The 26,706-nt window shown below is 71.5% G+C and carries 25 protein-coding genes and 1 pseudogene; 11 read left to right on the top strand and 15 right to left on the bottom strand.

Annotated elements, in window-relative coordinates:
- Positions 1-134 precede the first annotated feature (134 nt).
- The 4 genes from JF597_RS43825 to JF597_RS43810 all read right to left on the bottom strand — a co-directional run bounded on the left by JF597_RS43825 (position 135) and on the right by JF597_RS43810 (position 3,856).
- The gene (locus JF597_RS43825) at positions 135-1,292 is read right to left on the bottom strand and encodes a DUF3103 family protein (RefSeq protein WP_294009927.1); all 1,158 of its coding nucleotides are present in this window, start codon (positions 1,290-1,292) and stop codon (positions 135-137) included.
- A 166-nt stretch (positions 1,293-1,458) separates the two neighbouring features.
- On the bottom strand, positions 1,459-2,187 hold the full coding sequence (locus JF597_RS43820) for a GntR family transcriptional regulator (RefSeq protein ID WP_294009924.1): 729 nt from the start codon (positions 2,185-2,187) through the stop codon (positions 1,459-1,461).
- 184 nt (positions 2,188-2,371) lie between these two features.
- Positions 2,372-3,376, bottom strand: coding sequence for an amidohydrolase family protein (locus JF597_RS43815; RefSeq protein WP_294009921.1), 1,005 nt, complete (start codon positions 3,374-3,376; stop codon positions 2,372-2,374).
- 216 nt (positions 3,377-3,592) lie between these two features.
- Positions 3,593-3,856, bottom strand: coding sequence for a DUF2630 family protein (locus JF597_RS43810; RefSeq protein WP_294009918.1), 264 nt, complete (start codon positions 3,854-3,856; stop codon positions 3,593-3,595).
- Between the two features lie 286 nt (positions 3,857-4,142).
- Here JF597_RS43810 and JF597_RS43805 point away from each other — a divergent pair, with 286 nt between their 5' ends.
- Entirely contained in the window at positions 4,143-5,498 is a 1,356-nt protein-coding gene (locus JF597_RS43805; protein WP_294009940.1) for an RICIN domain-containing protein, read from the top strand.
- Positions 5,499-5,564: 66 nt separating this feature from the next.
- On the opposite strand, the gene JF597_RS43800 is transcribed toward JF597_RS43805, so the two are convergent.
- The 3 genes from JF597_RS43800 to JF597_RS43790 all read right to left on the bottom strand — a co-directional run bounded on the left by JF597_RS43800 (position 5,565) and on the right by JF597_RS43790 (position 8,280).
- Positions 5,565-5,762 (bottom strand): hypothetical protein, encoded by a 198-nt coding sequence (locus JF597_RS43800; protein ID WP_366916527.1) that lies wholly within the window; start codon positions 5,760-5,762, stop codon positions 5,565-5,567.
- Positions 5,763-5,878: 116 nt separating this feature from the next.
- Positions 5,879-6,970, bottom strand: coding sequence for a membrane dipeptidase (locus tag JF597_RS43795; protein WP_294009915.1), 1,092 nt, complete (start codon positions 6,968-6,970; stop codon positions 5,879-5,881).
- A complete protein-coding gene (locus JF597_RS43790; RefSeq protein ID WP_294009912.1) occupies positions 6,967-8,280 on the bottom strand; it encodes an amidohydrolase family protein in 1,314 nt (437 codons plus the stop codon). Before JF597_RS43790 ends, JF597_RS43795 begins: the two co-directional genes overlap by 4 nt.
- Positions 8,281-8,454: 174 nt before the next feature.
- Here JF597_RS43790 and JF597_RS43785 point away from each other — a divergent pair, with 174 nt between their 5' ends.
- The 5 genes from JF597_RS43785 (at position 8,455) to JF597_RS43765 (ending at position 13,780) form a co-directional block, all read left to right on the top strand.
- A complete protein-coding gene (locus JF597_RS43785) occupies positions 8,455-9,216 on the top strand; it encodes a helix-turn-helix domain-containing protein (RefSeq protein ID WP_294009909.1) in 762 nt (253 codons plus the stop codon).
- The gene (locus JF597_RS43780; protein ID WP_294009907.1) at positions 9,213-10,169 is read left to right on the top strand and encodes an NAD(P)-binding domain-containing protein; all 957 of its coding nucleotides are present in this window, start codon (positions 9,213-9,215) and stop codon (positions 10,167-10,169) included. The genes JF597_RS43785 and JF597_RS43780 overlap by 4 nt, the downstream gene beginning before the upstream one ends.
- A gap of 162 nt (positions 10,170-10,331) precedes the next feature.
- Positions 10,332-10,736: a MarR family transcriptional regulator gene (locus JF597_RS43775; protein ID WP_294009938.1), complete on the top strand. Its 405-nt coding sequence runs from the start codon at positions 10,332-10,334 to the stop codon at positions 10,734-10,736.
- Positions 10,737-10,889: 153 nt separating this feature from the next.
- Positions 10,890-12,611 carry an MFS transporter gene (locus tag JF597_RS43770; RefSeq protein ID WP_294009904.1) on the top strand — a complete coding sequence of 574 codons (1,722 nt, stop codon included), beginning with the start codon at positions 10,890-10,892 and terminating at the stop codon, positions 12,609-12,611.
- Positions 12,612-12,802: 191 nt separating this feature from the next.
- On the top strand, positions 12,803-13,780 hold the full coding sequence (locus JF597_RS43765) for a hypothetical protein (RefSeq protein ID WP_294009901.1): 978 nt from the start codon (positions 12,803-12,805) through the stop codon (positions 13,778-13,780).
- A gap of 35 nt (positions 13,781-13,815) precedes the next feature.
- On the opposite strand, the gene JF597_RS43760 is transcribed toward JF597_RS43765, so the two are convergent.
- Both JF597_RS43760 and JF597_RS43755 read right to left on the bottom strand, forming a co-directional pair.
- Positions 13,816-14,301, bottom strand: coding sequence for a hemerythrin domain-containing protein (locus JF597_RS43760; protein WP_294009899.1), 486 nt, complete (start codon positions 14,299-14,301; stop codon positions 13,816-13,818).
- 106 nt (positions 14,302-14,407) lie between these two features.
- Positions 14,408-15,643 carry an MFS transporter gene (locus JF597_RS43755; protein WP_294009896.1) on the bottom strand — a complete coding sequence of 412 codons (1,236 nt, stop codon included), beginning with the start codon at positions 15,641-15,643 and terminating at the stop codon, positions 14,408-14,410.
- Between the two features lie 529 nt (positions 15,644-16,172).
- Here JF597_RS43755 and JF597_RS43750 point away from each other — a divergent pair.
- The 3 genes from JF597_RS43750 (at position 16,173) to JF597_RS43740 (ending at position 18,690) form a co-directional block, all read left to right on the top strand.
- Entirely contained in the window at positions 16,173-17,093 is a 921-nt protein-coding gene (locus JF597_RS43750) for an NADP-dependent oxidoreductase (RefSeq protein ID WP_294009893.1), read from the top strand.
- 72 nt (positions 17,094-17,165) lie between these two features.
- Positions 17,166-18,023, top strand: a complete 858-nt coding sequence (locus tag JF597_RS43745; protein WP_294009891.1) for a DMT family transporter — start codon at positions 17,166-17,168, stop codon at positions 18,021-18,023.
- A 229-nt stretch (positions 18,024-18,252) separates the two neighbouring features.
- The gene (locus JF597_RS43740) at positions 18,253-18,690 is read left to right on the top strand and encodes a universal stress protein (RefSeq protein ID WP_366916526.1); all 438 of its coding nucleotides are present in this window, start codon (positions 18,253-18,255) and stop codon (positions 18,688-18,690) included.
- A gap of 104 nt (positions 18,691-18,794) precedes the next feature.
- Here JF597_RS43740 and JF597_RS43735 read toward each other — a convergent pair whose 3' ends face one another.
- The 3 genes from JF597_RS43735 to JF597_RS43725 form a co-directional block, all read right to left on the bottom strand.
- Complete coding sequence (locus JF597_RS43735; RefSeq protein ID WP_294009889.1) at positions 18,795-19,301, bottom strand: MarR family transcriptional regulator; 507 nt, start codon at positions 19,299-19,301, stop codon at positions 18,795-18,797.
- 91 nt (positions 19,302-19,392) lie between these two features.
- Positions 19,393-21,777, bottom strand: coding sequence for an excinuclease ABC subunit UvrA (locus JF597_RS43730; RefSeq protein WP_294009886.1), 2,385 nt, complete (start codon positions 21,775-21,777; stop codon positions 19,393-19,395).
- Between the two features lie 341 nt (positions 21,778-22,118).
- Positions 22,119-22,352, bottom strand: coding sequence for a hypothetical protein (locus JF597_RS43725; RefSeq protein WP_294009942.1), 234 nt, complete (start codon positions 22,350-22,352; stop codon positions 22,119-22,121).
- Positions 22,353-22,468: 116 nt separating this feature from the next.
- Between JF597_RS43725 and JF597_RS55805 the strand changes: the two genes are divergently transcribed.
- Positions 22,469-22,894, top strand: a complete 426-nt coding sequence (locus tag JF597_RS55805; protein WP_366916525.1) for a hypothetical protein — start codon at positions 22,469-22,471, stop codon at positions 22,892-22,894.
- Positions 22,895-22,959: 65 nt separating this feature from the next.
- On the opposite strand, the gene JF597_RS43715 is transcribed toward JF597_RS55805, so the two are convergent.
- Positions 22,960-23,259, bottom strand: a complete 300-nt coding sequence (locus JF597_RS43715) for a transposase family protein (protein WP_294009933.1) — start codon at positions 23,257-23,259, stop codon at positions 22,960-22,962.
- Between the two features lie 296 nt (positions 23,260-23,555).
- Between JF597_RS43715 and JF597_RS43710 the strand changes: the two are divergent.
- Positions 23,556-24,930: pseudogene (locus JF597_RS43710) on the top strand (IS1380 family transposase).
- 522 nt (positions 24,931-25,452) lie between these two features.
- Here the strand turns inward: JF597_RS43710 and JF597_RS43705 are convergent.
- Both JF597_RS43705 and JF597_RS43700 read right to left on the bottom strand, forming a co-directional pair.
- The gene (locus tag JF597_RS43705) at positions 25,453-25,956 is read right to left on the bottom strand and encodes a hypothetical protein (protein WP_294009883.1); all 504 of its coding nucleotides are present in this window, start codon (positions 25,954-25,956) and stop codon (positions 25,453-25,455) included.
- Between the two features lie 589 nt (positions 25,957-26,545).
- Positions 26,546-26,689 (bottom strand): cytochrome C oxidase subunit IV family protein, encoded by a 144-nt coding sequence (locus tag JF597_RS43700; protein ID WP_294009930.1) that lies wholly within the window; start codon positions 26,687-26,689, stop codon positions 26,546-26,548.
- Positions 26,690-26,706: the final 17 nt, after the last annotated feature.

Below are 26,706 nucleotides of genomic sequence, written 5' to 3'. Positions count from 1 at the left end.
GCCAAAACCGCCACCGACCCGCCAACCATTCTGATCAACCGCGGGGTTCAAGCCCACCTCCTCGAGTTACTCGGCATCGACGAAACCCGCCCACGCTGGCTGGACACCTGAAACCCCATGTGCGAAGTCCGGGTCTAGAACTCTTCGACGAAGTAGGGCTCTACGGTCATCCAGCCGTTGCCCGAGGCGCCGTTCAGCCGGCCCGAGGAGTTCTGGGCGAGGGTGTACCAGGACTCCACGTAGTCGGGGTCGTCGGTGAACCAGCTGTCGGGGATGGCGCTCAGGACCGCGTTCACCAGTGGGATGTAGGTGCCCTGGTCGGTCACGGTGAGCAGCGCCGTGGTGATCGCCTGCGCCAGCGCACGGTAGTTGGTGCCGTCGTCGTCCTCCATCATGACGACGTCGGCCAGGTTGTACTTGTAGTTGGACCAGTTGACCAGGATCTGGTTCGGGTAGTAGACGGTGCCGTCGTAGTCCAGGTAGGGCATGTCGACCGAGTCGACGCGTGCCGTGCCGTCCTGGCCGAAGCCGGTCACCAGCGAGAACATCTCGGCCGCGCCCTTGAACCAGGGCTCCTGGTCGTCGTTCACCTCGACGGCCGTGATCTTGGTCGCCCACCAGCCGGCCGGGCTCGCGGCGCGGGCGCTGTTCGCCGCCTTCGACGGGAGGGAGGTCAGGCCCTTGTCCGCGAAGGCCTTCTGCAGCACCTTCAGGCCGGCCCGGTGGGCCTTGGTGACGTCGATGTCCAGGAGGTACAGCGGGCGGTCGGGAACGTGCGCGGTGCCGACGGAGTGGGCCTGGCCGCGGCTGTCGTACGCCGTGATGTTCCTGGCGTCGTCGTCGGCCGCGGCGACGGCGATCCAGGGGGTGGCTGCGGCATCCAGGCGCGAGCGCATGGACGGTGCGGCCAGCCGGAGGCGCAGCAGCGACCCGGTCGACGCGGGCAGGCCCTTCAGGCCCGCGATGCGACGGTCCGCGGCGGAGAGGGAGGCGAGGAGTTTCCCGCCCTCGGGCTCGGCGGTGCCGCCCGCCAGGGCCTGGAGGTCCACGTCCTCGGTGCCGAGCGCGGCCGCACGGACCTCGTCGCGCCACCCCCGGTCGCGCAGCGAGGCGGCCAGCGCCCGCGCGATCTGCTGTTCGGTCGACCACACCGGAGATGTCCGGACCGTCGTGGCCCGGTCCCCCGCGTCCCGCACCGGCGCCGCGACCGCCGGCTGGACGGAGCCGCCGATGACCGCGGACAGCATCGCGCCGATGAGGACGCCGCGTCTCCTGCTTGATCTGTTCACCATGCTCCTTGTGTTGTCGGTCGCCGCCGCGTCCACGGTGAACGGGCGGCTGTCATAGGGGGGATGGGCCCGGCTCGGTCCATGCTTGTCCAGGACATGACATACAGGCCCGTTCGAGGTGAGCGGGCTTCCGCGTGTGCATGACCGGAGCCGCGCTCGAGGAGGGCTGCTACCGAGGACTGTCGGCGGGCGGCCGTCCGCGAGGACTGCTCAGCGAACCGAGCATGATCTTCTCGGTGTCGGCCAGATAGGTCTCCGCCGCGCGCCGCGCCTCCGCGACGTCCCGGCCGACCACGGCCCCCACCACCGGCGCGAGGCGGTCCGCCGCCCGCGCCGCGTCCTCGAACGGCGCCCGCAGCGCGGCCCGGACCGGAAGATAGGCGTTGAACAGTGTGTTCGTGAGGAGCAGGTAGACCCGGTTGCCCGTGGCCCGCGCCAGCTCGCGGTGCACTTCCACATCGGCGAGCTGGACGGCGTCGGCGTCCGGGCCGTCCCCGACCTCGCGCAGCAGGTGTTCCAGCCGCCGGGCCTGCCGGTCCGTGCGCCGGTCGGCCGCGCGGCCGGCGATCAGGGTGCCGATGTGCCGGCGTACCTCGAAGACCTCCCGGAGCCACGTGGGGTCCTGTGCCGCCAGCATGGGAAGCAGGTCGGCGCCACCGATCCGCAGGTAGTCCAGGACGCGTGTGCCGATGCCGTGCCGGGTGCTCAGCAGTCCGGCCTGCTCCAGCCGCGTGAGCGCGTGCTTCAACGTCGTGCGGGTGACCCCGTACCCGGCAGCCAGCTCCCGCTCGGGGGGCAGCAGGGACCCGGGTCCGTGCGTACCGCTGAGGATGTCCTCACGCAGCCGCGCTTCAAGCAGGTCGACCACGGTTCGACGCGGAATGCTCTCGACGGCCACGGAGGATCTCCCAGGCTTCGGAAAGTGGTGCAGCGGCTCGCTGGTCTAGCGGCCCACTGGTTCAGCGACTTCAGGGTCCGGTGGCTCAGCCACTGGACCAGTGAAGCAGCACCCCGATCGCCCCGTCAATCGCCTGTGTGGGCCCAGCAGTTGGGCACGGCGCCCGTTCAGGGACGGATGACGGTCACAGCCCGAACAGGCGCGCCGCATTGTCGTGGCACACCGCCCGCAGCCACTCATCGCCGAGCTCCAGCCGCTCCAGGGCGTGGAGCTGGTGCACGTAGGGGTACGGGATGTTGGGGAAGTCGGTGCCGAGCAGGACCCGGTCGCCCAGAGCGGCGATCCGGGGCAGCGCCCGGGGCGGGAACGGCATGAACCGCTCGGTGAAGTCCGTGAACGCCATCGTGGTGTCCAGCCGCACCTCCCCGTACCGCTCGGCGAGGCCGGCGAACTCCTCGTACTCCGGCATCCCCATGTGCGCGATGACGAGCCGCAGCCTCGGATGGCGGGCCAGTACCCGCGCGACCGGACCGGGGCCGGTGTGCTTGCCGGGAGCGGGACCGGACCCGCAGTGGATCACGACGGGGATCCCCGCGTCGGCCAGCAGTCCCCAGACCGCGTCGAGGAGTTCGTCGGCCGGGTCGTACCCGCCCACCTGGACGTGTGCCTTGAACACCCGGGCGCCCGCCTCGACGCCCGACCGGACGTACGTCTCGACGCCCGGCTCGGGGAAGAGGGTCGCCGTGTGCAGGCAGTCGGGGGTACGGGCGGCGAAGTCGGCGGCCCAGGCGTTCAGCCAGGCCGCCATGCCGGGCTTGTGGGGGTACAGCATCGAGGTGAAGGACCGCACGCCGAACTCCCTCAGGAGAGCGGTGCGTTCGGCCTCCTCCTTCCGGTAGGTGATCGGCCACTGGAGGTTGCCGATCAGCGGTCCGTTCGTGTCGAAGTAGTTCCAGACCTTGTGCAGGACCCGCTCGGGCATGAAGTGGGTGTGGACGTCGATCAGCGCGGCGAGGCCGACCCGTTCCCGGAAGAGGCGGATCGCCTCGGCCTCCTGGTGCCCGGCCGTCCCGGGCGCGGCCACCGCCTCGCCGGTGGCATCGCCCGGCGCCGGTGCCCCGGGTCCGCGGGCGGGGGCGGGTTCGGTGGGAACGGCGGAGGCGGCGGGGGCCGTGCGGTGATCGTTCATACCGCCACGATCGGTGCCGGGGAGCGACGAGTCCAGTCCCTGCCGGTCCGCGGTGCGTGCGGACGTCGTACCGCCGGACGGCGGGCAAGCCCCGCACGACGGCGCGAAGGGCGGCCCGGCGCGGGGGCCGCCCTCCTGGAACGTCGGGCCTGGAACGTCGGGCCTGGAACGTCAGGCCTGCAACGTCGGGTCTGGAACGTCAGGCCAATGCGGGGCTCAGGACAGGTAGCCCTCCACCTGGGACGCCGGACGGACGTCGGCCTCACCGGGGTCCTGACCGGCCGCGATCCTGGCGCGGCGCTGGCGCAGCAGGTCCCAGCACTGGTCGAGTTCCGCCTCCAGGCGGGCCAGGCGGGCGTGCTCGGTCGACCCGTCGATCTCCTCCTGCGCCAGGCGGTCACGCAGGTCCTTCTCCTGGCTGATCATTTCCGTGATGCGCCCGAGGATCTCCCTCTCGGCCTCGGCCTCTGATCCTGTCATGACTGCCTCTTTCCGGACGACGGAGCAGGTCACGGCTGCGACGGGGCGGCGGTCGCCGATACCGCGCGTCCGCCCCGTCCCACCACCTCCTACTTTCTCTCACCCGGGCCCCAGGCGCATCATCCGGGCGCGGGCCGCGACCCAGGTCATGGTGACGGAGCGTCAAGTCGGTTTGTCCGATGCGGAATTCAGGCGACAGCACTGGCGCTCCACACCTACCAGCGGGTAAGTCATGGCTCTGCCACCTTCGGCAACTCGTGTCACAGCGAAGGGATATCCCGTGCGTCTGCGCCCCTTGCGCGTCCTGTGCTGTTCCGCCGTCCTCGCCCTGTCGGCGCCCGCGTTCCTCCCGGGCAGCGCGGCGGCCGCGGTCCCCGCCTCCTCGGTCTACCTCCAGAACTACGTCACCGGTCTCAACGCCGCCGACAGCGGCGGCACCGTTTCCGCGCACAATCCGAAGGGCAACGAAGACCACCAGCAGTGGACCGCCGTCGCGGTCGGTGGTGGCTACCAGCTCCAGAACGCCGACGAGTCCGGCACCTGCCTGGGACGCAGCGGCACCGCCGCGGTCACGGCCGCCTGCGGTGCGGACGGCACCACCTGGACGATCACCGCCGGCGTCGGCAGCACCTACTCCGTCACCGTCCCCGGCACCTCGCAGTACCTCACCGGCTCCGCCTCGGACTCCGGCGCCGTGCAGGTCGGCTCCTCCGGCGACCTCGCCCGCTGGTTTCTGACGCCGGTCTCCTACGCCACCACCGCGATGCCCTCCGCCGACACCCGCACCCTCGACCAGGTCACGTTCCTGACCGCCCACAACGCCTTCGCCAACGGCTCGGACGGCAACTTCGCGTCCTTCCCGGTCAGCCTGTTCCCCAACCAGAACTACGGGATCAGCCGACAGCTGTCCGACGGCGTGCGGGGCTTCATGCTCGACGACTACACGGTCTCCGGGCAGGCCGTGCTGTGCCACAACAGCTGCGACGGCGTGAGCAACCCGGTCCCGCTCGCCACCGACCTCCAGCGCATCGTGGACTTCCTCAAGGCCAACCCCGGCCAGTTCGCCACCGTGTTCCTGGAGGACTACGCCTCCTCCGACGTACTGAAGTCCTCCCTCGCCTCCGTCAACGGGCTGTACGACGTGCTGTACCGGCCCGACCAGGAGGGCGTCGCCACCAAGGGCTGGCCCACGATGGCCGACCTCGCGGCCCGCGGCAAGCAGTTGCTGGTCTTCAGCGACCGGACCCGGGCGAGCGACACCGCCAACGGGTACGCCACCCGCGACACGTTCGGTGTGATGTACCAGCGTGAGTGGACCGTGGAGAACTACTGGTCCATGGGCGCCGGTCTCGGCGCCTCCGACTGGTCCTGCTACAGCCGATGGGGCACCGACAGACCGCTGACCACGGACTCGTCCGCCTTCCACCCGCTGTTCGTGATGAACCACTTCCGGGACTATCCCATCGCCGGCACCGCCGCCACCGACAACGGCAAGATCCTCAACCGGGCGCAGAACTTCTGCACCCCCGCCGCCCGGAAGAAGCCGAACTACGTGGCCGTGGACCGGTACGACACCGGGTCGCCCACGCCGCTGACCACGGTGGGCACCCTGAACACGTACGTCCTCGCGCCCGGCCAGTGAGCGCGGGCCGGGCGGGGCGGCGGGTGGGCCGTCGCCCCGCCCGGCCGGGACCGGGGCACCTGGGGCTCAGGGGCCGTCGCGGTGGGAGCCCGGGGTGCGGCCGAAGACGCGGCGGAAGAGCCGGGAGAGGGTGCGGTCTCCGGCGCCGACCGTGCGGGCGAGTTCCCTGACGGTGCGGCCTTCGGCCGGGCCGGCCCGCAGGACCGCGCACACCTCGCGGAGCAGGCGTGCTGGGCCGGTGCTGGGCCGGCTGCTGTTCGGCACCCTGCGCGATCCCGGCGCGGCGCGGCGGCGCAAAGGCCGCGCCGGGGCCCGGCGGGGACGGGGCGGCCGTCGCAGCCGACCTGCCGTCGGCGGGCGGCTGACGCTCGCGCCGCCCGTCAGGCCGTCCAGACCCGGTCGGTGTAGTCGAGGAAGTTGCGGCCGAGGATCTTCTCGATGCGCTCGGATCGGTAGCCGCGCTTCTCCAGGAGGCGGATCAGGTCGCGGAACTGGTCGACGCCGCGCAGGTCGACGACGAAGGGGTAGGTGTCGGCCCGCTCACCGGCCGCTCCGACGCCGGCCGCCCGGCGGGCTGCCACGTGTTCGGCGAGGACGGCGCGGTAGACGTCGAGGTCGTCGACGGCGGTGACGGTGCCGTCGGTGCCGATGCCGACGTGGTCCTCTCCGCAGACGTCGACCGCGTGCACGATGTGGTCGACGACGTCGGCGGCGGTGGCCTGCCCGGTGAGGTTGAGGAAGGGCATGAAGTAGATGCCGACGAACCCGTCCCGGTCCGCGACCAGGCGGAGCTCTTCGTCGGTCTTGTTGCGCGGCAGATCGGCCAGGGCGCGGCATCCGGTGTGGTTGACGGAGACGGGCTGCCGGGAGTGCCGGGTGGCGTCCAGGCAGGTGCGTTCGCCGCTGTGGGAGAGGTCGACCATCAGTCGGTGGTCGTTGAGCGCCTCGACGACCTGCCGGCCGAAGGGGGTCAGGCCGCGGTTGGCGGGGGCCATGGAACCGTCGCCGAGGTGGTTGGCCTGGTTGTAGGTGAGCTGTACGACGCGGACGCCGGCGTTCGCGAAGGTCGCGACCCGGCCGTCGACGAGGGCGGGATCCTCGCCGACGGCGACGGCGTTCTGGAAGCCGTAGACGACGCCGATCCGTCCCTCTCGGTGGGCGCGGTGGATGTCGGCGGTGGTGCGGACCTTGAGCAGGTCGGCGGGGTGTGCCTCGATGATCCGGTCCCAGACGGCGATCTCCTCGAGGGTGTGCTCGTACGGTGGCAGGTCGCCCATGGTGTAACCGAGGGTGATGTTCACCGCGGTCAGGCCGGAGGCGTGGGCGTCGGCGATGGCGCGGGCGTCGACCGCGAGCTGGGCGCTGGAGGGGTTGAGCTGGGTCGCGGCGGCCCGGGCGGCCGGAGCGTTGGGGTTGTCGAGCTGCCCCAGGGCGTTGACGATCACGGGGCGGCCACCGGCGGTGTCGGTCACTGGGCTTCCTTCTCGAACTCGGCGCGGTCGAAACGGTGTCCGCGCCTGACGGTGTGCGTGACGGTGCGCAGGTTGCCGATGTCGTGGAGGGGGTTCTCCTCCAGGACGGCGAAGTTGGCGAGCTTGCCGGGTTCGACGGTGCCCATGTCCGCCTCGGTGCCGGCGGCGCGGGCGCCGACGAGGGTGGCCGACCGCAGGACGTCGGCGGCGGGGATGCCGCAGCGGTCGACGAGGAAGGCGAGTTCGCCGTACAGGGCGGGGAAGGGGTCGCCGGGGTCGGTCTCGTGGTCGGTGCCGGTGCAGACGTCGACTCCGGCGCGGTAAGCCTGCGCGGTGACGGCGGCGGCCAACTCGGCGTTGCGGGCGGCCCGTTCGGTGGACTCGGCGGTGTCGCCCCGGAGTTCGTCGCTGGTCCACATGGACGCGGTGGCGTCCAGGACCGTGCCGCGGCGGCGCATCTCGGCGAAGAGGGCGGCCAGTTGCGGGTCGTCGCCCGCGGCGAAACGGTCGTGATCGACCGGCGGCTTGGTCTTGTAGCTGCTCAGCGGCTCGGTGGGGTCCTCGAAGGCCAGCAGGGTGACATGGGAGACGCTGTCGACACCGGCCGCGACGACCTCGCCGGGCGCGGCCGGGAAGACGGTGGCGTGTGCCCAGACGGCGATGCCCTGGCGGTGCGCCTCGGCGGTGACGGCGGCGACGGTCGCGGCGTCCAGGTCGGCGTAGATCTTGATCGCGGCGGCGTGGGTGCCGCGGGCGAGGGCGACGGCGATCGGCAGGTCGGTGTCGGGGGTGACGGCCTGCATCCAGGGGACGGCGCCGGGTACGGCACCGCGGGACACCTCGTGGGTGCGGGGGTCGTCGAAGAAGGAGGGCCCGGCCATGAGGGCGGCGTAGCGGATGTCGGGGCCGGGGATCTCGCCGACCAGGGTGGCACGGGCGAGGTCGCCGATGTGGCGCAGGTCGTCGGCCATGTCGCGGACGGCGGTGATGCCGCTGTGCGCCAGGCGGCGGAGCACCGCTTCGGCGACGGGGCGGTCGGGCGGGGTGGCCAGGTGCTGGTGGGTGTCGATGAGGCCGGGGACGACGAACCGTCCGTCGAGGTCGATCTGCGGGGCGTCGGCGGCGTGCGGGGGCAGCGGGTCGGCGTCGCCGGCGACGGTGTGCAGGCGGGCGCCGTCGGTGACGATCGTGGTGTTCGGCCGGAGCGGGCCGCCGGTGCCGTCGAAGAGGGTGGCGCCGCGGTAGACCGTGACGGTTCCGGCGGGCGGTGCCGCCCAGGGGGTCGGGGCGCCCGGGGGCAGGTCGGTCATGGTCACCCTTCGGTCCGCTGGGTTTGTTACGCGGTACGTAACACTTGTATCGTGGAATGAAAATCCAGGTAACTGTACTGGGCAGCCGGTGGACCGCCGCAAGGGCCCGTACCGGACAGGACGCCCCGGGCCGCGGCCGTCGCGGCGCCGGGACGAGAGGGAAGAGCCGCCGTCATGCCCGACGCACCCGTCGCCCCGGGGCCGCCCCGGTCGGCCGTGGACAAGGCCCTCGACCTGGTCGAGGCCGTCTCGCGCGCGCCCCACCCGGTGCGCCTGACCGATCTCGCGGCCGAGGTGGGGCTGCACCGCGCCACCGCGTACCGCATCCTGCTGGACCTGGTCCGGCGGGGCTGGGTGCTGCGGGCCGGTGACCGGTACCTGCCGGGCGCCGCCGTGCTGCGGATGTCCGCGTCGGCCGCGGGCAACTCGCTGACCGTGCTGGCCCGTCCGGTGCTGGAGCGGTTGTCGGCCGCGACCTCGATGATGGTCAACCTCCAGGTGCTGGAGGAGGGCGGCGGCCGTGTCATCGACGTGGTCAGGCCCGAACGGCTCGCCATGATCAGCCATCTGCAGGGCGAACTGCTGCCGGTACGACGGTTCGCCGGGCCGCTGGCCCTGGTCGCCGCGCTCGAACCGGAGGCGCGGACACGGTGGTTGGGCAGGCTGTCCGAGGACGACGTCGACATCACGCGGGAGCTGGCCGAGGTGGCACGGACGGGGGTCGCCGTGGAGCACGGCCGTAACGACAAGCTGGTGGCCTCCGTCAGCCGGGCGGTCGTGCCCGCCCCGGGGGCGCCGGTGTGCGCGCTGACGGTCGTCGGGCCGGAGGCCGAGTTCGACAGCCCGAAACTGGCCGCCGTGGAGCGGGAGTTGTGCGCGGCCACCGATGAACTGGTGGCGGCGCTGACCGCCGACGGAGCGGAGGCGGGCCGGTGAGCGGTGTGCTGGTGCTGGACCGCCGGCAGACGGCCGCCGCGCTGGAGCCGGCCGCCGTGCTCGACGCGGTGGGCCGCGCGCTCGTCGCCGTCGCCCGTGGCGAGGCCTCCGTTCCGCCGCGGATCGCCGCCCTGACGCCGGCCGGCCTGCTCGGCGCGATGCCCGGGTACGTCGGCGGGCTGGGCCTGGCCGCGAAGCTGGTGACCGTGACCGCCGATCCGGAGCACCCCGGACGGAGTTTCCACCGCGGGCTGGTGGTGCTGTTCGACGAGCACGACGGGCGGGCTCTCGCGCTGGTGGACGCCGAGTCGCTGACCGAGGTCCGGACGGCGGCGTCCGCCACGCGGAGTGCGCTGGCCCTGGCCGCCCGGCCCGGTCTCGGACGGGTGGCGGTGGTGGGGACGGGGGCGCAGGCGCGGGCCCAGTTGGCACTGCTCGCCGCCGTCCGGCCCCAGGCGGAGGTCACCGTGGCCGGCCGTGACCCGGTGCGGGCGGGTGCGGCGGCCGCGCTGTTCCCGGGTGCGCGGGTCGCCACGGGCATCGAGGACGCGGTGCGCACGGCCGACGTGGTGTTCTGCTGCACCGGCGCCACCGCTCCCGTCGTCCGCAGGGAGTGGCTCTCCCCCGGCGCGCACGTCTCCTCGGTCGGCGGCTCACACGGGCCCGAACTGGATCCCGGCACGGTCCGGGACGCGGCCCTGTTCGCCGAGTGGACCGGCGCCGCCGGATCGCCGCCGCCTGCGGGTGCCCACGAACTCCAGGACCTGCCCCCGGGACATCCCGTCACCCTCCTCGGCTCCGTCCTCGCCGGCGACCACCCGGGGCGGGACGGTGACCCAGGGGCCCTCACCGTCTTCAAGTCCACCGGGCACGCCGCGCTGGACGTCGCGGCGGTCCGGGTGGCCTACGACGTGGCACGGGCGCGAGGGCTGGGGGTGCGCGTCGACCTGTGACGGCCACCCGGACCGCCCCCGCAGGGGGAAGCCCCTCCCGCACCCTTTGTTTCACAGTACATCTAGATGCATAATGCGGTTATGGACGACCGGGTCGAAGAAGGGGCCGCCGACGGCCGACCGGGCGGCGAGGAGGGTCTCGCCGGGGCACCGGAGCAACTGATGCTCGCCGTCGAGCAGTTGGTACGGCATGTACGGCACAGCGCCACCGCCGGCGGCCTGAGCACCGCGGCCTCCTCGGCCCTGGCGCGGCTGGGCCGGGAGGGTCCGCTGCGACTGACCGAACTGGCCCGCGCCGAAGGCGTCTCACAGCCGGGGATGACCCAGCTCATCGGCCGGCTGGAGCGCGCCGGGCTGGTGGCGCGCAACGCCGACAGCACCGACGGCCGGGGGGTCCTCGTGGAGATCACGGCGACCGGCCTCGAGGTCTTCCGGCAGCGCCGCGCCGAACGCACCCGTGCCCTTCAGGAACTGGTCGCGGAACTGACCGGGCCCGAACAACGGGCCGTACGGCTGGCCCTGCCCGCCCTGGCCCGCGCGATCGAGGAGCGCCGGGCACGCGACTGAGGCGTCTGCGAACCTGCGCGCCGCCAGAGGCGACGCCCTTCCGCAACCCTCCCGTCCGCACCGTCCGGCCATCCACGCCGTCCGTCCCGTCCGGTCACGCCGTCCGTCCCGTCCGTCCGTCCCGTCCGTCCGCATCCGGAGAGAGGACCGTTGATGAGTGCACCGCACCAGAGGGCCGCGAGCCCCTTCAGGCAGCCGAAGGCCGTGTGGGCCGTGGCCTTCGCCTGCGTGATCTCGTTCATGGGCATCGGCCTGGTGGACCCGATCCTGCCCGCGCTGGCCGAGAGCCTGCACGCCTCGCCCAGTCAGGTCTCGCTCCTGTTCAGCAGCTACCTGATCGTGACCGCCGTCGCGATGCTGATCGTCGGCTGGGTGTCCAGCCGGATCGGCGCCAAGCGCACCCTCGTCACCGGTCTCGCGATCATCGTCGTGTTCGCAGCGCTCGCCGGCGCCTCCGGCTCGATCAACGGCATCGTCGGCTTCCGGGCCGGGTGGGGGCTGGGCAACGCCCTGTTCATCGCCACTTCGCTGGCCGTCATCGTCGCCTCTGCGAGCGGCGGATTCGCCGGGGCGATCATCCTCTACGAGACCGCCCTCGGCCTGGGGATAGCCGTCGGCCCGCTGCTGGGCGGCGAGTTGGGCGGCATCAGCTGGCGGGGGCCGTTCTTCGGCGTCGCCGTCCTGATGGCGATCGCGCTCGTCGCGACGCTCGCCTTCGTGCCGGCGCTGCCCAGGCCGGAGCGCCGTACCTCGCCGCTGGCGCCGATCACGGCGTTGCGTCACCGCGGACTGCTGACCATGGGCATCATGGCGCTGCTGTACAACTGGGGCTTCTTCACGATGCTCGGCTACGCGCCCTATCCGATGGAGCTGAACGCCCATCAGCTGGGCCTCGTCTTCACCGGCTGGGGGCTGCTGGTGGCCGCGTTCAGCGTCTTCTTCGCGCCGCGGCTGCAGGCCCGCTTCGGCACCGCACCCGTGCTGTACGCCAACCTGGTCGGTCTCGGCGCGGTGATGGCCGTCATCGCCGCGGGCGTCGGCACGCCGACCGTCGTCATCGTCGCCGTGATCGTCAGCGGCATCTTCATCGGCGTCAACAACACGCTCACCACACAGGCGGTGATGGTCGTCTCGCCGGTCGAGCGTCCCGTCGCCTCCTCCGCCTACGGCTTCCTGCGGTTCATCGGCGGCGGCCTGGCCCCGTACGTCGCCGGGAAGCTGGCCGACGCGACCGACCTGAGCGTGCCGTTCTACCTGGGCGCCGGCACCTTCCTGCTCGCGATCCCGGTACTGGCCAGCGGGCACCGGCTGCTGCGGGACGCGGAGGGCCGGCTGTCCGGAGGCGAGCCGGCCGTCCCGGTCCTCACGCCCGTCGGGCGGCAGGCCGCGCCCGGCCCGGGCCCGGTCGTCGTGGCCGTCGGCGCCCACGGGCGGGCCGCCGCCATCGTGGACGCCGCCGCCCGGCTCGCGCGGGACACCGGCAGCCCGTTGGAGGTGGTGCACGTCCGGCGGACTGCCGTCGTCGAGGAGTCGGCGGCGGACACCGAGACCCCCGAAGAGGCACGGGCCGCGGTCGTCGCCCATCTCGACCGGCTCGCCGCCCAGGGGTTCGCCGCCACCGGCCAGATCCTGGACAGCGTCGGCGACCACGCCGCCGCAGGCCGCGTCCTCGCCCGCCATGCCGCCGAGGTCCGTGCCCGTGCCGTCGCCGTCGGCCGCTCACCGCGCGGGCCGCTCGCCCAGTTCGCCGACGGCAGCCTCACCACCGCGCTCGCCCACGCCGCGACCTGCACGGTCGTCCTGGTCGACCCGGCCGGCGCACCGCTTCCGCTGACCGCGTCGACGCTCGTGGAGCTCCGCGAACGGCCGGCCTGATCCCCCGCGGGACACGGCCCGACCGCGCCGCCGCAGGAAGGCATGCGGTGGCGTCGCGTCCGGCGCGGCGCCCCGGGCCGGGCAGCGAGAAGAGGGCGGCACGAGCCCGGTCCGCCCCGGGTGACCGGCCCGAGCCGGTCACCCGAAATTCGTTCGGCGCCCGTCGTACAGCGGGCGTAGCCTCGCTGATCATGGGAGCACGAGCGCAGTACGTGGTGGTCGAGAACGGCGCCTGGCAGCGGTACTACTCGCACTGGGCCGCGAACCGGGTGGCTCAGGACCTGCTGCCCGGCCCGGTCGCGGCGACGCGCTGCTTCCGCGCCAACCGGGAGATCGACGAATGGCTCGACGACGTGTGGTGCGAGGGCGCGGCACTCGTCGACCACGACCGCCGGACCCTGCTCTGGTTCGCCTTCGCGGACAGCTGGGCCGACCACCTCGCCGCCCGCGCCGTACTGGCCCGGACATGGCCCGGCTGGGACGTTCGCTTCGCGCACGACGGCATGGGTGACCTGACCCACCACCTGGGCCTCGGCAGGGACCTGACCCGTACGCCGGGCTGGTTCGAGACCTTCGAGCCCTCCGGGTTCGCGGCCGGCGAGTACGCCGACCCCTGCTCCGTCGCCTCCCTGCGGCTGCCCGACGGAAGCGTCCGCGCGTGGGGCAGCGACTGGGAGCCCGTCGAGCACCTCGCCGCCGGTCCCCGGCTGATCGACCTGCTCGCCGCGTCGTCGGCCACGCCCGTGCTCACCGACATGCCGTACGGCGGCGTCCACTTCGACCCGCAGGCCCGCACCGTCTCGCTGTGGGCGGTGCAGACCGTGGCCGGGATCCACGACTGGCCGCTGCCGGGCTGGGAGGAGTGGGTCCTGGACTTCCGCGGCGACGACCACACCCTGCAGGCCGGGCTGCTGCCCGCGGACTTCCCCTTCCCTCCGCCTCCGCTCGCGGCCGCCCTGCGGCGCCTCGGCGACGGCCTCGGCGAGCCGCTGCCCGACGTCGGCGCGCTGCTTGCCCGCCCCGCGGGTGCCCCCGGTCCCGAGGGCACCACCGCCGTGGTCAACCCCGCTGCCCTGGTGCCGCACGAACCGGCCGACCCCGCCCCGGCCGAACTGGCCGCGCTGCGCGGGGCGATCGACGCACTGGTCGCGGAGGCCGAGGCCGGCTGACCGAGTTCGGCCTGCTGCTCCGGCCGGGCGTGCGGTCATGTCGTACCGAACCCGAACACCATGTCGGGCCAGTCGCTGTCGGGTGTTCCGTCGTCGAGCGCCGCGCTGATCGTCCGCTCCTCGTACCTGAAGTGGGATTCCATGATCGCCGCCAGTCCGTCGAGTTCACGGTCGATCGCCGCCAGGGTGGAACCACGCGGTTCGGCGGCCCTGTCGGCGAGTTCCCTCACCCGGGACAGGATCGAGGTGATCAGCCCGTGGTCCTCGACGAGGTTCGCGATCGTCGGCGCGAGATCCGGGCGCTCCCGGAGCAGTTGGGAGAACATCGCGTCGTCCTCGCCCTGATGGTGCGAGGTCAGCGCGTCGCAGAACGCCAGGCAGTGGGTGAGCAGCGCCTCGTCGTCCCACCGACGGTGTCCCAGACCTGTTCTGATCTCACGGATCCGGCGACGCAGTTCCTCGTGCGCTCGCGCGAGTTGCCGGCTCAGGGCGACCGCACGGTCGCCGTCACGGGAAGCCACGGATGGCGGCCCCTTCGCTTCCGCACCTCCATGCCTGACGCAGACCGTCACCGGCACGCGATGCTGCCGCCATCCGATCACGCACCGGGGGGAAGAGCAAGCGAGGTCAGCTTCGGTTCGGCTCGGTCACGCCCTGGGCGGGTGCGGTGGGCCGGGGCGGCTCCGTGGCCTCCTGGCCGGTGACCACCTTCGAGGGGCGGTTGCCGCGGTCCAGTACACCGCCGGTGACGGCCAGCCCCAGGCCGGCCGCCGCGAGGAGCGCGCCGACCAGGGTGGGCGCGGCCCAGCCCCAGCCCGCCGAGATGACCAGACCGCCGAGCCAGGCGCCGGCCGCGTTGGCCATGTTGAAGGCGGAGTGGTTGGAGGCCGCCGCCATCGTCGGGGCGTCCTTCGCGTTGAGCATCAGCAGCATCTGGACGGGGGTGGTGATGAGCGCGCCCATCGCGCCGAGGAAGGTGACCGTCAGCAGGGCCGGCACCGTGCTGTGGACGGTGAAGTAGAACGTCACGAGCGCGGCGCCCAGCAGGATGATCCCGGCGTACAGGGTGGGGCGCAGGGCGCGGTCGGTGAGGGGGCCGGCGACCAGGGTGCCGAGGGTCATGCCGACGCCGTAGAGGGCGAGGACCCAGGTGGTCGACGAGTCGGAGAGGCCCGTCAGGTGCGTCAGCATGGGGACGAGATAGCTGTAGACGGCGAAGAAGCCGCCGAACCCGACGACGGCGGTGGCCAGGCCGATGAAGACCTGCCGGTTGCCCATCGCGCGCATCTCCTGCCGGATGCCCGCCTGCGGGCCGCGCGGCTGGTGGGGTACGAGCAGGGCGAGGGCGAGGAGCGCCACGAGGCCGATGACGGCGACTGCGCAGTAGGCGTACCGCCAGCCCAGGTGCTGGCCGAGGGCGGTGCCGGCGGGGACGCCGACGATGTTGGCGATGGTGAGGCCGAGGAAGACCCGGGAAACCGCGCGTGCCGCGCGGTCGGCGGCCACCAGCCGGGAGGCGACGACGGCGCCCACGCCGAAGAGGGCGCCGTGCGGCAGTCCGGCCAGGAAGCGGGCGGCGAACAGCAGGCCGAAGTTCGGGGCGAGGGCGGACGCCGTGTTGCCCACCACGAAGAGCCCGGTCAGCAGGAGCAGCAGCCGCTTGTGCGGCACGCGGGCGCCGATGCCGGTCAGCAGGGGGGCGCCGACGACGACACCCAGGGCGTAGGCCGAGACGAGGTTGCCGGCGTGCGGTACCGACACTCCGACGCCGTCCGCGATCTGGGGCAGCAGGCCCATGGTGGCGAACTCGGTGGTGCCGATGCCGAAGGTGACGACGGCAAGGGCCAGCAGAGCCAGAGGCATGATGAGCGGGGGAACCTTTCGGGGACGGTGCGTTCGGGAGGGGTGGCCGCACGGAAGCGAATGGTTTCTTCACCTTCCGTGGCCGACCGCACCGAGCGCCGTTGCCCAGTCCACCCCCAAGAACGTTGCAGCGGAATACGGCGAGCGCGCATTCCCGGACCGGCTCACACGACGCGGTGACCTGCGTCACGCGCGGGGATGCCGGCCGGCCCTGTTCCTGCGCGGTGGCCTCGCGGCACTCCGTGCACGGTCCCCCAGGCGATTTCGGCCTCTTCGCGCAGATCACCGACCCGGGGCCGGCCGCCCGGCTCGCGCTCGGGTCCGGCGCGTTCATCGCGCGGGGTTCCTGACCGGTGACCTCCTCGACGGCAACTCACCTGAATCGCCCGCGACTTGACGAGCTTCGGGTCCGCTCCCGGGAAGAGAGTCGCGCCGCCGGGTCGTTGAACGCGGAGCCGTGGCCGGCGTGGACCGGCCGGCGGCTCGTCGGCCAGGGCTTCTCCCAGCGAGGAAGAACGGTGATCACGCGATGAAGGCGGTGCGGTTCCACGCGTACGGCGGGATCGATGTGCTGCGGGTGGAGGAGGTCGAGCGGCCGGTGCCGGGCCCCGGACAGGTGCTGGTCGAGGTCCGCGCGGCCGGGATCCAGCCGGGTGAGGTGATGATCCGCGAGGGGGCCCGGCACGGGCGCTGGCCCGCGACGTTCCCCTCCGGGCAGGGCAGCGATCTGGCCGGCGTCGTGGTGACGGCCGGCCCCGAGGTGCGCGGCTTCGCGGTGGGCGACGAGGTCCTCGGCTTCACCCACGGCAGGGCGAGTCACGCGGAGTACGTCGTGGCCGAGGACGTGAATCTGGTGTCCCGTCCCGAGGGACTGCCCTGGGAGGTGGCCGGATCGCTGTACGTGGCCGGCACCACCGCGTACGCGACCGTGTTCGCGGTGGACCCCCGGCCGGAGGAGACCGTCGTGGTGTCCGGCGCGGCCGGGGGCGTGGGGGCACTCGCCGTGCAGCTGGCGCGGCGGCGCGGTGCCACCGTCGTCGGGCTGGCGAGCAAGGCGAACCACGCCTGGTTGCGGGCCCACGGCGTCGTCCCGGTCGTCTACGGGGAGGGGGCGGCCGACAGGATCCGGAAGGCCGCCGGGGGCAGGAACGTCGACGCGTTCATCGACACCTTCGGCGACGGCTATGTGGACATGGCCGTGGACCTGGGCGTACGGCCCGAACGGATCAACACCATCCGCGACTGGCCGGCCGCGGCGCGCGTCGGCGCCCGGACCTACGGTGAGGGCTCGGCGGCGGCCGCGGTCGTGGTGGGTGAACTCGCGCGGCTCGCCGCCCGGGGCGAGCTGGAGGTGCCCGTCGCCCGCGTCTACCCGCTGGAACAGGTACGGGACGCCTTCCGTGACCTGGAACGGGGGCACGCCCGGGGCAAGATCGTGCTCCGGCCGTAGCGCCCGCCTCGGACCGGCGGCGGCGGACGCTCCGGGGCTGAGCGGGCGGGACGCAGAGGGCATGCTGGAATCATGATGGTGCTCGCCGTGCTCTTCGCCGTCCTGGGTGCCGTCAGCAATGCGGCGGGCACGGCCTTCCAGCGCAAGGCCGCGTCCACCGTGCCCGGCCGCAGCGGAGTACGCCTGCTGCTGGTGCTCGTGCGGCGGCCGGCCTGGGCCCTCGGTATCGCCGGAGTGGCGGGGGCCGCGGTCTTCCAGGCGCTCGCCCTGGTCAACGGGCCGATGGCGCTGGTCCAGCCGCTGTTCATGCTGGAGCTGCCGTTCGCGCTGCTGATCGCCGTGCCGCTGATGCATCGACGGCCGAGCCCGGAGGGATGGCGGACGATCGCCGTGGTGGTGGCCGGCCTTGCCCTGCTGCTCGCCTCGGCGGCCCCGTCCGGAGGCCGGCAGCAGGCGTCCATGCAGCGCTGGATCCCGGTCCTCGCTCTCACCCTGGGCGCCATCGCCGTCACCGTGCTGCTCGTACGCTCCTCGTCGTCGGCGCTGTTCCGTGCGGCGGCCCTGGCGACGGGGGCGGCGATCGGCAACGCACTGACCGCCGCGCTCATGAAGTCGGCCACCGGCCGTCTCGCCGACGACGGCCTGGCCGCGTTCCTCACCACCTGGCAGACCTACGGCTTCGCGCTCACCGGGATCGCGGCGCTGCTGCTCCTGGAGAACTCGCTGCAGGCGGGTCCGCTCGTCGCCTCCCAGCCCGCGCTGACGATCGGCGACGCGGCGGTGAGTCTGCTGCTGGGCGTCACCCTGTTCGACGAGTCGGTCCGCACCGGGTGGTGGCTGCTGCCCGAGGTGGCCGGGGCCGGTCTGATCCTGTGGGGCGTGACCCGGCTGACCCGCGTCGTGCCTCACCTCGTCGACGTCATGCAGTGAGGGGCCACGGGTACGTCCGGCGGTCGACCGCACGTTCGATGCCGACCGGCTCGCGGCAGTTCAGTGGCTGTTACACGGGCCGCCGTCCCTCGCACCGATGGGGGGTGGGATGATCACATGGTGGGGCTGGAAGAACTCGGTCGGCGCCGGACGCGCCGACCCGTCACGCCGCGATCCGGCGTCCCTGACCACCGAGTAGACCTTCCAGGCCCCCGGAAGGGAAAACAGAGTGTCCGTGTTCCAGCGCATCCTGGTCGCCGTCGATCCCAGCCCCGCCCGCCGCTCCGCCGTACGGCTGGCCGGCGAGCTGGCCCGGCTGACGAACGCCGAGGTCCGCGTCGTACACGTCATCGCCTCCGCCGCCTCCGTCGCCGCGGTCGTGCCCCTGGAGGAGGACGCCGAGGCCAGGGCGGTCCTCGACGAGGCGCTGACCGCCCTGCGCGAGCAGGACGTCAAGGCGGAGGGGACCCTGGTCAGAGGGCTGACCACCCAGGTCGCGACCGCCATCGCCGACACCGCCGAGGAGTTCGCGGCCGATCTCATCGTCCTGAGCCCCCACCACCGCAGCTCCGTCGAGGCGCTGTTCGACCCGCGGGTGAGCGACGCCGTCGCGCACCGCACCAACACGGCGATCCTGCTGGCCCCGGAGGGCCACGACGAGGCCTGACCGGCCTCCGGCCGACACCGGCCACCGGCCCGGGGCCCGCTGCGGATTCGTCGTCCACGGCGGGCCCCGGGCCTGCCGGGCTCACGGGAGCGGTGGGCTGCGCGTCAGCGGCGCCGCCAGGGCAGTGCCTCCTGTGCGCCGCTGTCGGCGTCCATGCGCTGGAGGGCGGTGTTGACGGCCTCGCCGATGGCGGCGAACTGGGTCACCTGCTCGGGGGTGAGGGCGTCGAAGACGGCTCGGCGCACCGCCTCGACATGGCCGGGGGCCGCACGCTCCAGGAGGCTCATCCCGGCCGGGGTGAGGACCGCGTGCTGGGTGCGGCGATTGACGGGGTCCTCGCGGCGGTCGACGTAGCCGGCCTCCTGGAGGCGGGTCACGGCGTGGGTGAGCCGGCTTCGGGTGATCTTCAGTCGTTCGGCCAGCTCGGACATGGTCAGGCTGTGGTCCTCGACCGAGGACAGGTTGGCGAGGAGCGTGTAGTCGGCGTGGGTCATCCCCGCGTCGCGCCGCAGCTGGCGGTTCAGGTGGTCCGACAGGTGCGTGGAGAACTGGACGTAGGCGAGCCACGCCCGTCGCTCCTCGGGGTTCAGCCAGCGTGGCGTCGTGGTCATGCGCGCAGCCTAACCACTGACGTTTGAATGTTCAAACCTCACCGGGGTCCGTCCTGAGGAGACCTCGCTCTCCTCAGGACGGTGGCCCGGCTCAGGCGCCGACGTACTCCGCGAGGTGCTGTGCGGTGAGCGTGGAGCGGGCCGCCACCAGGTCGGCCGGGGTGCCCTCGAAGACGATCCGGCCGCCGTCGTGACCGGCCCCCGGGCCGAGGTCGATGATCCAGTCGGCGTGGGCCATGACCGCCTGGTGGTGCTCGACGACGATGACCGACTTGCCGGAGTCGACCAGCCGGTCCAGCAGCCCGAGGAGCTGCTCGACGTCGGCGAGGTGCAGACCCGCGGTCGGCTCGTCGAGGACGTACACGCCGCCCTTGTCGGCCATGTGCGTCGCCAGCTTGAGGCGCTGGCGCTCACCGCCGGACAGGGTGGTGAGGGGCTGGCCGATGGTGAGGTAGCCGAGACCGACGTCCGTGAGCCGCTGGAGGATGCGGTGCGCGGCCGGGGTGTGCGCCTCGCCCGCGGCGAAGAACTCCTCGGCCTCGGTCACCGGCATCGCGAGCACCTCGCTGATGTCCCGGCCGCCGAGACGGTATTCGAGGACGGACGCCTCGAACCGCTTCCCGTCGCAGTCCTCGCAGGTGGTGGCCACGCCGGCCATCATCGCCAGGTCGGTGTAGATCACGCCGGCACCGTTGCAGGTGGGGCAGGCGCCCTCGGAGTTGGAGCTGAAGAGGGCCGGCTTGACACCGTTCTCCTTGGCGAAGGCCTTGCGGATCGGCTCGAGCAGCCCGGTGTACGTCGCCGGGTTGCTGCGCCGGGAGCCGCGGATGGCGCCCTGGTCGACGGAGACCACCCCGGCGCCGGCCGGGATCGAGCCGTGCACCAGGGAGCTCTTGCCGGAGCCCGCGACACCGGTCACGACGGCGAGGACGCCGAGCGGGATGTCGACGTCGACGCCCTGGAGGTTGTGGGTGCTCGCGCCGCGGATCTCCAGCGTGCCGGTGGGCCTGCGGACCGCGTCCTTGAGGGCGGCCCGGTCGTCGAAGTGGCGGCCGGTGATGGTGCCGCCGGTCCGCAGGGCCTCGACGGTGCCCTCGAAGCAGACCGTGCCGCCGCCCGCCCCGGCGCCGGGGCCGAGGTCGACGACGTGGTCGGCGATGGCGATGACCTCCGGCTTGTGCTCCACGACGAGCACGGTGTTGCCCTTGTCGCGCAGCCGCAGCAGCAGGCCGTTCATGCGCTGGATGTCGTGCGGGTGCAGTCCGGTGGTGGGCTCGTCGAAGACGTAGGTGACGTCGGTGAGCGAGGAGCCGAGGTGGCGGATCATCTTGGTGCGCTGCGCCTCGCCGCCCGACAGGGTGCCGGCCGGCCGGTCGAGCGAGAGGTAGCCGAGGCCGATCTCCACGAACGACTCGAGCGTGTGCCGGAGCGTGGCGAGGAGCGGCGCCACCGACGGTTCACCGAGGCCGCGCACCCACTCGGCGAGGTCGCTGATCTGCATCGCGCAGGCGTCGGCGATGCTGATGCCGTCGATCTTCGAGGAGCGGGCGCCCTCGCTCAGCCGGGTGCCGTCGCAGTCGGGGCAGGTGGCGAAGGTGACCGCCCGCTCCACGAACTCGCGGATGTGCGGCTGCATCGACTCCTTGTCCTTGGAGAGCATCGACTTCTGGATGCGCGGGATCAGACCTTCGTAGGTCATGTTGATGCCCGCGATCTTCATCCGGGTCGGCTCCCGGTGCAGGAAGTCCTGCAGCTCCTTCTTGGTGAACTTGCTGATCGGTTTGTCCGGGTCGAAGAAGCCGGACTCGATGTAGAGGCGGGAGTTCCAGCCGCCGCCCTTGTAGCCGGGGACGGTGATCGCGCCCTCGTTGAGGGACAGGTTCTCGTCGTAGAGCTGCGCGAGGTCGAGGTCGGTGACGGCACCCCGGCCCTCGCAGCGCGGGCACATGCCCCCGGTGATGCTGAAGCTGCGCCGCTCCTTCACCTTCTGGCCGGCGCGTTCGACGGTGACGGCGCCCGCGCCGCTGATCGAGGCGATGTTGAAGGAGAACGCCTTGGGCGAGCCGATGTGCGGTTTGCCGAGGCGACTGAAGAGGATGCGCAACAGGGCGTTGGCGTCGGTGGCGGTGCCGACGGTGGAGCGCGGGTCGCCGCCCATCCGCTGCTGGTCGACGATGATCGCGGTGGTCAGCCCTTCGAGGACGTCGACCTCGGGACGGGCCAGGTTGGGCATGAAGCCCTGGACGAAGGCGGGGTAGGTCTCGTTGATCAGCCGCTGCGACTCGGCGGCGATGGTGTCGAACACCAGCGAGCTCTTGCCCGAGCCGGAGACTCCGGTGAAGACCGTCAGCCGGCGCTTCGGGATCTCGATGCTGACGTCCTTGAGGTTGTTCTCCCGCGCGCCGTGTACGCGGATCAGGCCGTGGCTGTCGGCCACGTGCGGCGTGGACGTCGTCTTCTCGGTCTCTCTGGCCATGCTCAAACCCGTCTCCGTCCGCTGCGCGGGGTGCTGGTCGATCGCCGCCACGCTAGCCGGGGGAAGAAGCGTAACGCTTCTCCATTACTGACCGGTGCCCGGCGGATGTGCGGACGTGCCGCGGGACCGAGGCGCCGACCGAGGCATGCGGCAAGTCCGGTGCCGATCGGCCGGCGGCACTCCTCGCGGCGGCCCAGGTGATCGTGGTGCAGCAGCCGCGACGGCCCTGAGGGCGCCCGCTCCGCTCGGAGCCGCCCGCTGGGGATGCTGACGCGGGCGGGCTGGCCGAGTGCGTCGGCTACGAAGGTAGAACATTAGCCGCCTCCTTGGCCAGGGCTTGATCAAGTTCCGTTCGTGTCCGGGTCGTTGGTGATGCCCAGGATGGGGAGTGCTCGTTGGGGCTCGTCGCGGATCGCCCGGGAGATCTCGGCGATGTTGTCGGCTCCGAGGGTTTTCAGCGCGCCGATGGCGAGGTTGCGGAGGGTGGCCATGGCCCGTGGTGCGGTTCCGGTGTGAACGGTGGAGACTTCCTCAGCGAGGGTGACGTCCCTGATGTGGTGCGAGGAGTTCTCCACTCCCCACTGCCCGCGGATCGCGGCGGCCAGGTCGGCGGGACCGGCTCGGTGGGCGTCGAGGCTGGTGACGGCGTAGACACTCTCGCGGGTCCCGCGCTTGCGGTGGGCTTGCGGCGGTGGTGGACGCGGATGGCCAGGCGGGCGTGGGGCAAGGCGATTCCGCCGAGGTTGCCGGCGATGGCGCAGGTCTTGATCGAGCGGGACTGACGGCGTACGTGTCCGGCTCCGGAGGCGGTGTGCTGGACTGCGATGTACTGCCAGGGCAGGGCGGCGAGTTGGGCGTGAGCGGTGGGTTGGTTGGTCTTGATCACGGCGATGTAGTGGGCCTTCTTGGTTTCGACCAGCCAGGAGATGTGCGCCTTGACCAAGTGCAGGGCGTCGAAGGTGACGACGGTGCCGGTCAGGTCCAGCGGTGCCAGGAGCGGTTGGAAGTGCGTGGTTTCGTTCGTCTTCGCGCCGGCCTCCACCTGGGCGAAGGTCACGACGGTGCCGTGAGTGACCGCGGAGAGCAGATGCCGGCGCGTCGTGGTGAGACGGGCTGATCCCTTGAGTGCTTTGCCTTCGACAGCGATCGCGCGCGACGGTTTGGACGCGGAGGGCGACGGCGTCAGGGCGGGTTCGATGGTGGCGCAGTGCCGGTCGGCCAGGTAGGGCCGACCGCCCGGTCCAGGGCGTCACCGTCAACGGCCCCCAGCACACGGCCGATCGTGGCCGACGCCGGAGTGCGCCGCCATCTCAGCGGATGGCGGCGGATCCCGATGACTGTCAGTAGTGCGTTCGAAGCACGCTGCCCCCACTCGGCGACCTCATCGATACTCCTCGCGCCCGAGACGACCCCGCAGGCACACACCAGCAGGATCGCTGTAAGTGAGTACCACCGGCCCCGCCGTACGCGCGGGTCGGACACCGAGTCGGAGTAGGGACGCAGGTCGTCGATCCGGCCGGTGTCCAGCGGCCCCAGTTCACCAGCACGGCAGGGATGGGACAGGATGCAGCAGCAGGCACGAGCCTCCTCGTGATCATCCGGATTAGACACCACAATGATCACGGAGCCCGTACCTGCTCTGCTATGCGCCCTGACCTTGCGCTTTCACGAGGCGCGGTGTCCGAAGCTCGATCAAATGAGCAGAGAGTGCCCCTGAGCTGCAACGATCGGGCTTGTCTAGGGACCTGTTTGGCTGCAGGGAAAGCAGTATTTTCCAGGTGAAGAAGCGTATCGGGTCGTACCCGCGTGTCCGCATTGAGGGCGGCGGCCGGGCGGTGGTCTCGCAGGCCGGGGACGTGCGGCTGGTCGAGACCGTCCGCAAGGCGGGCCTGGACACCGCGGCATCAGCGGCACTGACGCCGTGGCGGAGGGCTCGGGCGGTGCACAACCCGGGCAAGATCCTGCTGGACGTGGCCCTGGCGGTCGCGCGGGGCGGGGACTGCCCCGCGGATGTCGCCATGCTGCGGGCCGAGCCGGCCGTGTTCGGGCCGGTGGCCTCCTACCCGACGCTCTCCCGCCTCATCGACACCCTGGCATCCTCCGAGGAGAAGGCCCTGCGGCCATCCGTGCCGCACGGGCTGAAGTCTGCCGACATGTCTGGCGGTTGGCCGATCGGGAAGCGCCTGATGCGGGCGGGATGGTGACCGTGGACCTCGACGGGTGCTGGTGATCGCGCACTCGGACAAGGAGGACGCCACATTCACGTGGAAGCGGACCTACGGCCACCACCCGCTGATGGGATTCGTCGACCATGGACCGGGCGGCACGGGTGAACCGGTCGTGGCCCTGCTCAGGCCGGGCAACGCGGGATCGAACACGGCCACCGACCACATCACCGCCGCCCAACTGGCGCTGGCCCAGCTGCCCAAGAAGTATTGGGCCGGGCGCCGGACCCTGATCCGCACTGACTCCGCGGGCGGCACCCACGACTTCGTCGCCTGGCTCGCTCAGCTGGGACGGTGGCTGTCCTACTCGATCGGCATGGTGATCACCGAGTCGATCCACCAGCATGTGCTGAAGGTTCCGGCATCGGCCTGGACTGCGGCCGTCGAGGCCGACGGTGAGATACGCGACGGCGCCTGGGCCGCTGAAATCACCGGCGACGTTCTGGACGGCTGGCCGGAAGGCATGCGGCTGATCGTCAGGAAGGAACGACCGCACCCCGGGGCCCAGTTGCGGCTCACGGATGCGGACGGCATGCGGCTGACCTGCTTCGCCACCAATACCTCGGGCCGGCCGATCGCGGAACTCGAACTCCGTCACCGGCTGCGGACCCGGGCCGAGGACCGCATCCGCGCCGCCCGGGCCACTGGCCTGCGCAATCCCCCTCTGGACCACACGGCCCAGAACCGGATCTGGCTGGAGATCGTGCAGATCGCTCTCGACCTGCTGGCCTGGATGCCGATGCTCGCCCTGACCGGCAAGGCCAGGTGCTGAGAGCCCCGCCGACTTCGGCTCCGCCTGTTCACCACGGGCGGGCAACTCGTGACCACCGGCCGCCGACGGATCCTCCGCCTGGCCCGGCACTGGCCCTGGACCAGCCACATCACCGTAGCCCTCGACCGGCTCAGGCAACTATCTGCCCCTGGCTGACCAGCAGATTTCCCGTCCCTGCAACAGCACCACACCATCCGGAGCAGTGCAACCCGGCGTCACCCCAGACGACACTCAGGTCTTCGGCCTGCACAGCCTCAGACCACGACACGAAAACAGTCCACCAACTCCGGCGGCGGGCCGTCACGAAACCTCGAGGCTACGTAACCAGCTCCCGAAAGATCCACATAGGAGCGCGAGTCTGGAGTGCGAAATGAGCCAGCCAAGGAAATACGAACATCTCGCATTGGGGAATTCTTGGACGCCTCACCAGGAAAGAAGAAGAGTACCCTCCTGCAACCATATGCATGACTGTCTGGAAGTCGCACGAACCCCAGGCGTTGGGTGGCAGTTTCAGCTCGACTCTTCTTCGCCTGTACGCTTCCACGAATTCTGGGTGCACGGTTGCCCGCCCAGACTCCCAGTCGTCAAATATTATGTTGCGAGCCCCGAAGTTAATTACTTCCCAAAATCTCGCCAAGCACTCATTGAGGTCTCTCGCTGAAAATCCGAGCTCCTGATCTACCCGGTCAAACTCGCGCCGTATGTCGCCGATTCCACGGACCTCCGCAGACTCGCCGCGACGGCGGTGGCGGCATCCACGCCGACCGCTGCCGGCACCCCCGCCAGCTGGACCAGCAATCCACCGACATGAGGTCTGGCCAGGATCGCGACGGTCCGGCCCGTGTAGGAGGCCGCCTGCCCGGCCACGTAGAGCTCGGACGGCAGGGTGGTGGCGAACAGACCGTTCTCGCTGACGTTCGACAGCACCGAACACAGGCCGATGACGGCCAGTTGCATGAGCGAAAGTACGCCGAACGCTGTTGCGATCGGCACGCCACTCAGGATGACGATCCGCAGGAGATTGGCGCCGGCCAAGAGCCTGCGGTGATATCCCGCTCGGTCGGCGAAGGAACCGGCCGATATGGCCAGGAACAGGCTCGCAAGCCAGATCACGGCCGACAGGATGGCACTTTGGATGGCGTCCGTATCCAGGACTTCGATCGCGGCCAACAGCAGAGCCACCGCGAGATGGTACCGCCCAGGGCGGCCAGAGTGGTGGCGGACCAGAGATTTCCGAACGCGGAATGGCGCACTGGTGCCGGCACCGAAGGACGTGGAGCCCGCAAGGTGATCGATCCCGTTTCTCGCGATGGCGGATATTTGCGTGGGGTGGGCGACCGCTCCGACGCGGGCGAAGGGAAGCCGGAGCGGTCGATCATTTTACCAGGAGTGCTGCTTCTTCATTTTTTTCACCTCCGCTTTTCATGGACTCCTCTCTCGCAACGGAGTCACTGGGAAAAGTATTGAGGAAGTCATCGAATATCACCAATGCCGATACGGCCACCGCTGATGCCGAATCGGCATTGATCGACCGACGTTGGAAAGGTCCGAGTGCGCGACCGACATCTTGGCGCATTGGTCACTTAAAGGCGTTCTGCCGTTCTTTCTGTACACGAGTGCGGCCATGCTGAGGTGCGACTCCGCTGAGCAGCGAATTTCGAGCCGCTGGTGGAAGTCAGCGAATCGAATCGGCAGCACGCAAAACACGACTGCAGGCCCGCATGCACCGAATGTGCGCTGAGACGCGGGGCCCTCATGAGACGCGGGGCCTTCAGAGGATCAGGTAGAGAGCGAGCAGAGTGGCGCCGGTGGCCGCGACGTAGGCCTCGAAGGCGCCGCGGAGGGCCGCCGGGGCGTTGCGCAATTCCATGAAGTGCAGGCCGACCAGGCGTACCTTGATCAGCGCGATCGCCACGACCGCGCAGCCGATCG

Source organism: Streptomyces sp. (genome assembly GCF_019510245.1).
Classification (GTDB): Bacteria; Actinomycetota; Actinomycetes; order Streptomycetales; family Streptomycetaceae; genus Streptomyces.
Note: the sequence above shows the minus strand (reverse complement) of the source record. Positions and strands in the feature narration are given on the sequence as shown.

Coding starts and splice junctions, on each gene's coding strand:
- JF597_RS43825 (WP_294009927.1), bottom strand. CDS start 1,292: ATGGTGAACAGATCAAGCAGGAGACGCGGCGTCCTCATCGGCGCGATG.
- JF597_RS43815 (WP_294009921.1), bottom strand. CDS start 3,376: ATGAACGATCACCGCACGGCCCCCGCCGCCTCCGCCGTTCCCACCGAA.
- JF597_RS43810 (WP_294009918.1), bottom strand. CDS start 3,856: ATGACAGGATCAGAGGCCGAGGCCGAGAGGGAGATCCTCGGGCGCATC.
- JF597_RS43790 (WP_294009912.1), bottom strand. CDS start 8,280: ATGACCGACCTGCCCCCGGGCGCCCCGACCCCCTGGGCGGCACCGCCC.
- JF597_RS43785 (WP_294009909.1), top strand. CDS start 8,455: ATGCCCGACGCACCCGTCGCCCCGGGGCCGCCCCGGTCGGCCGTGGAC.
- JF597_RS43775 (WP_294009938.1), top strand. CDS start 10,332: ATGCTCGCCGTCGAGCAGTTGGTACGGCATGTACGGCACAGCGCCACC.
- JF597_RS43770 (WP_294009904.1), top strand. CDS start 10,890: ATGAGTGCACCGCACCAGAGGGCCGCGAGCCCCTTCAGGCAGCCGAAG.
- JF597_RS43765 (WP_294009901.1), top strand. CDS start 12,803: ATGGGAGCACGAGCGCAGTACGTGGTGGTCGAGAACGGCGCCTGGCAG.
- JF597_RS43755 (WP_294009896.1), bottom strand. CDS start 15,643: ATGCCTCTGGCTCTGCTGGCCCTTGCCGTCGTCACCTTCGGCATCGGC.
- JF597_RS43750 (WP_294009893.1), top strand. CDS start 16,173: ATGAAGGCGGTGCGGTTCCACGCGTACGGCGGGATCGATGTGCTGCGG.
- JF597_RS43745 (WP_294009891.1), top strand. CDS start 17,166: ATGATGGTGCTCGCCGTGCTCTTCGCCGTCCTGGGTGCCGTCAGCAAT.
- JF597_RS43735 (WP_294009889.1), bottom strand. CDS start 19,301: ATGACCACGACGCCACGCTGGCTGAACCCCGAGGAGCGACGGGCGTGG.
- JF597_RS43730 (WP_294009886.1), bottom strand. CDS start 21,777: ATGGCCAGAGAGACCGAGAAGACGACGTCCACGCCGCACGTGGCCGAC.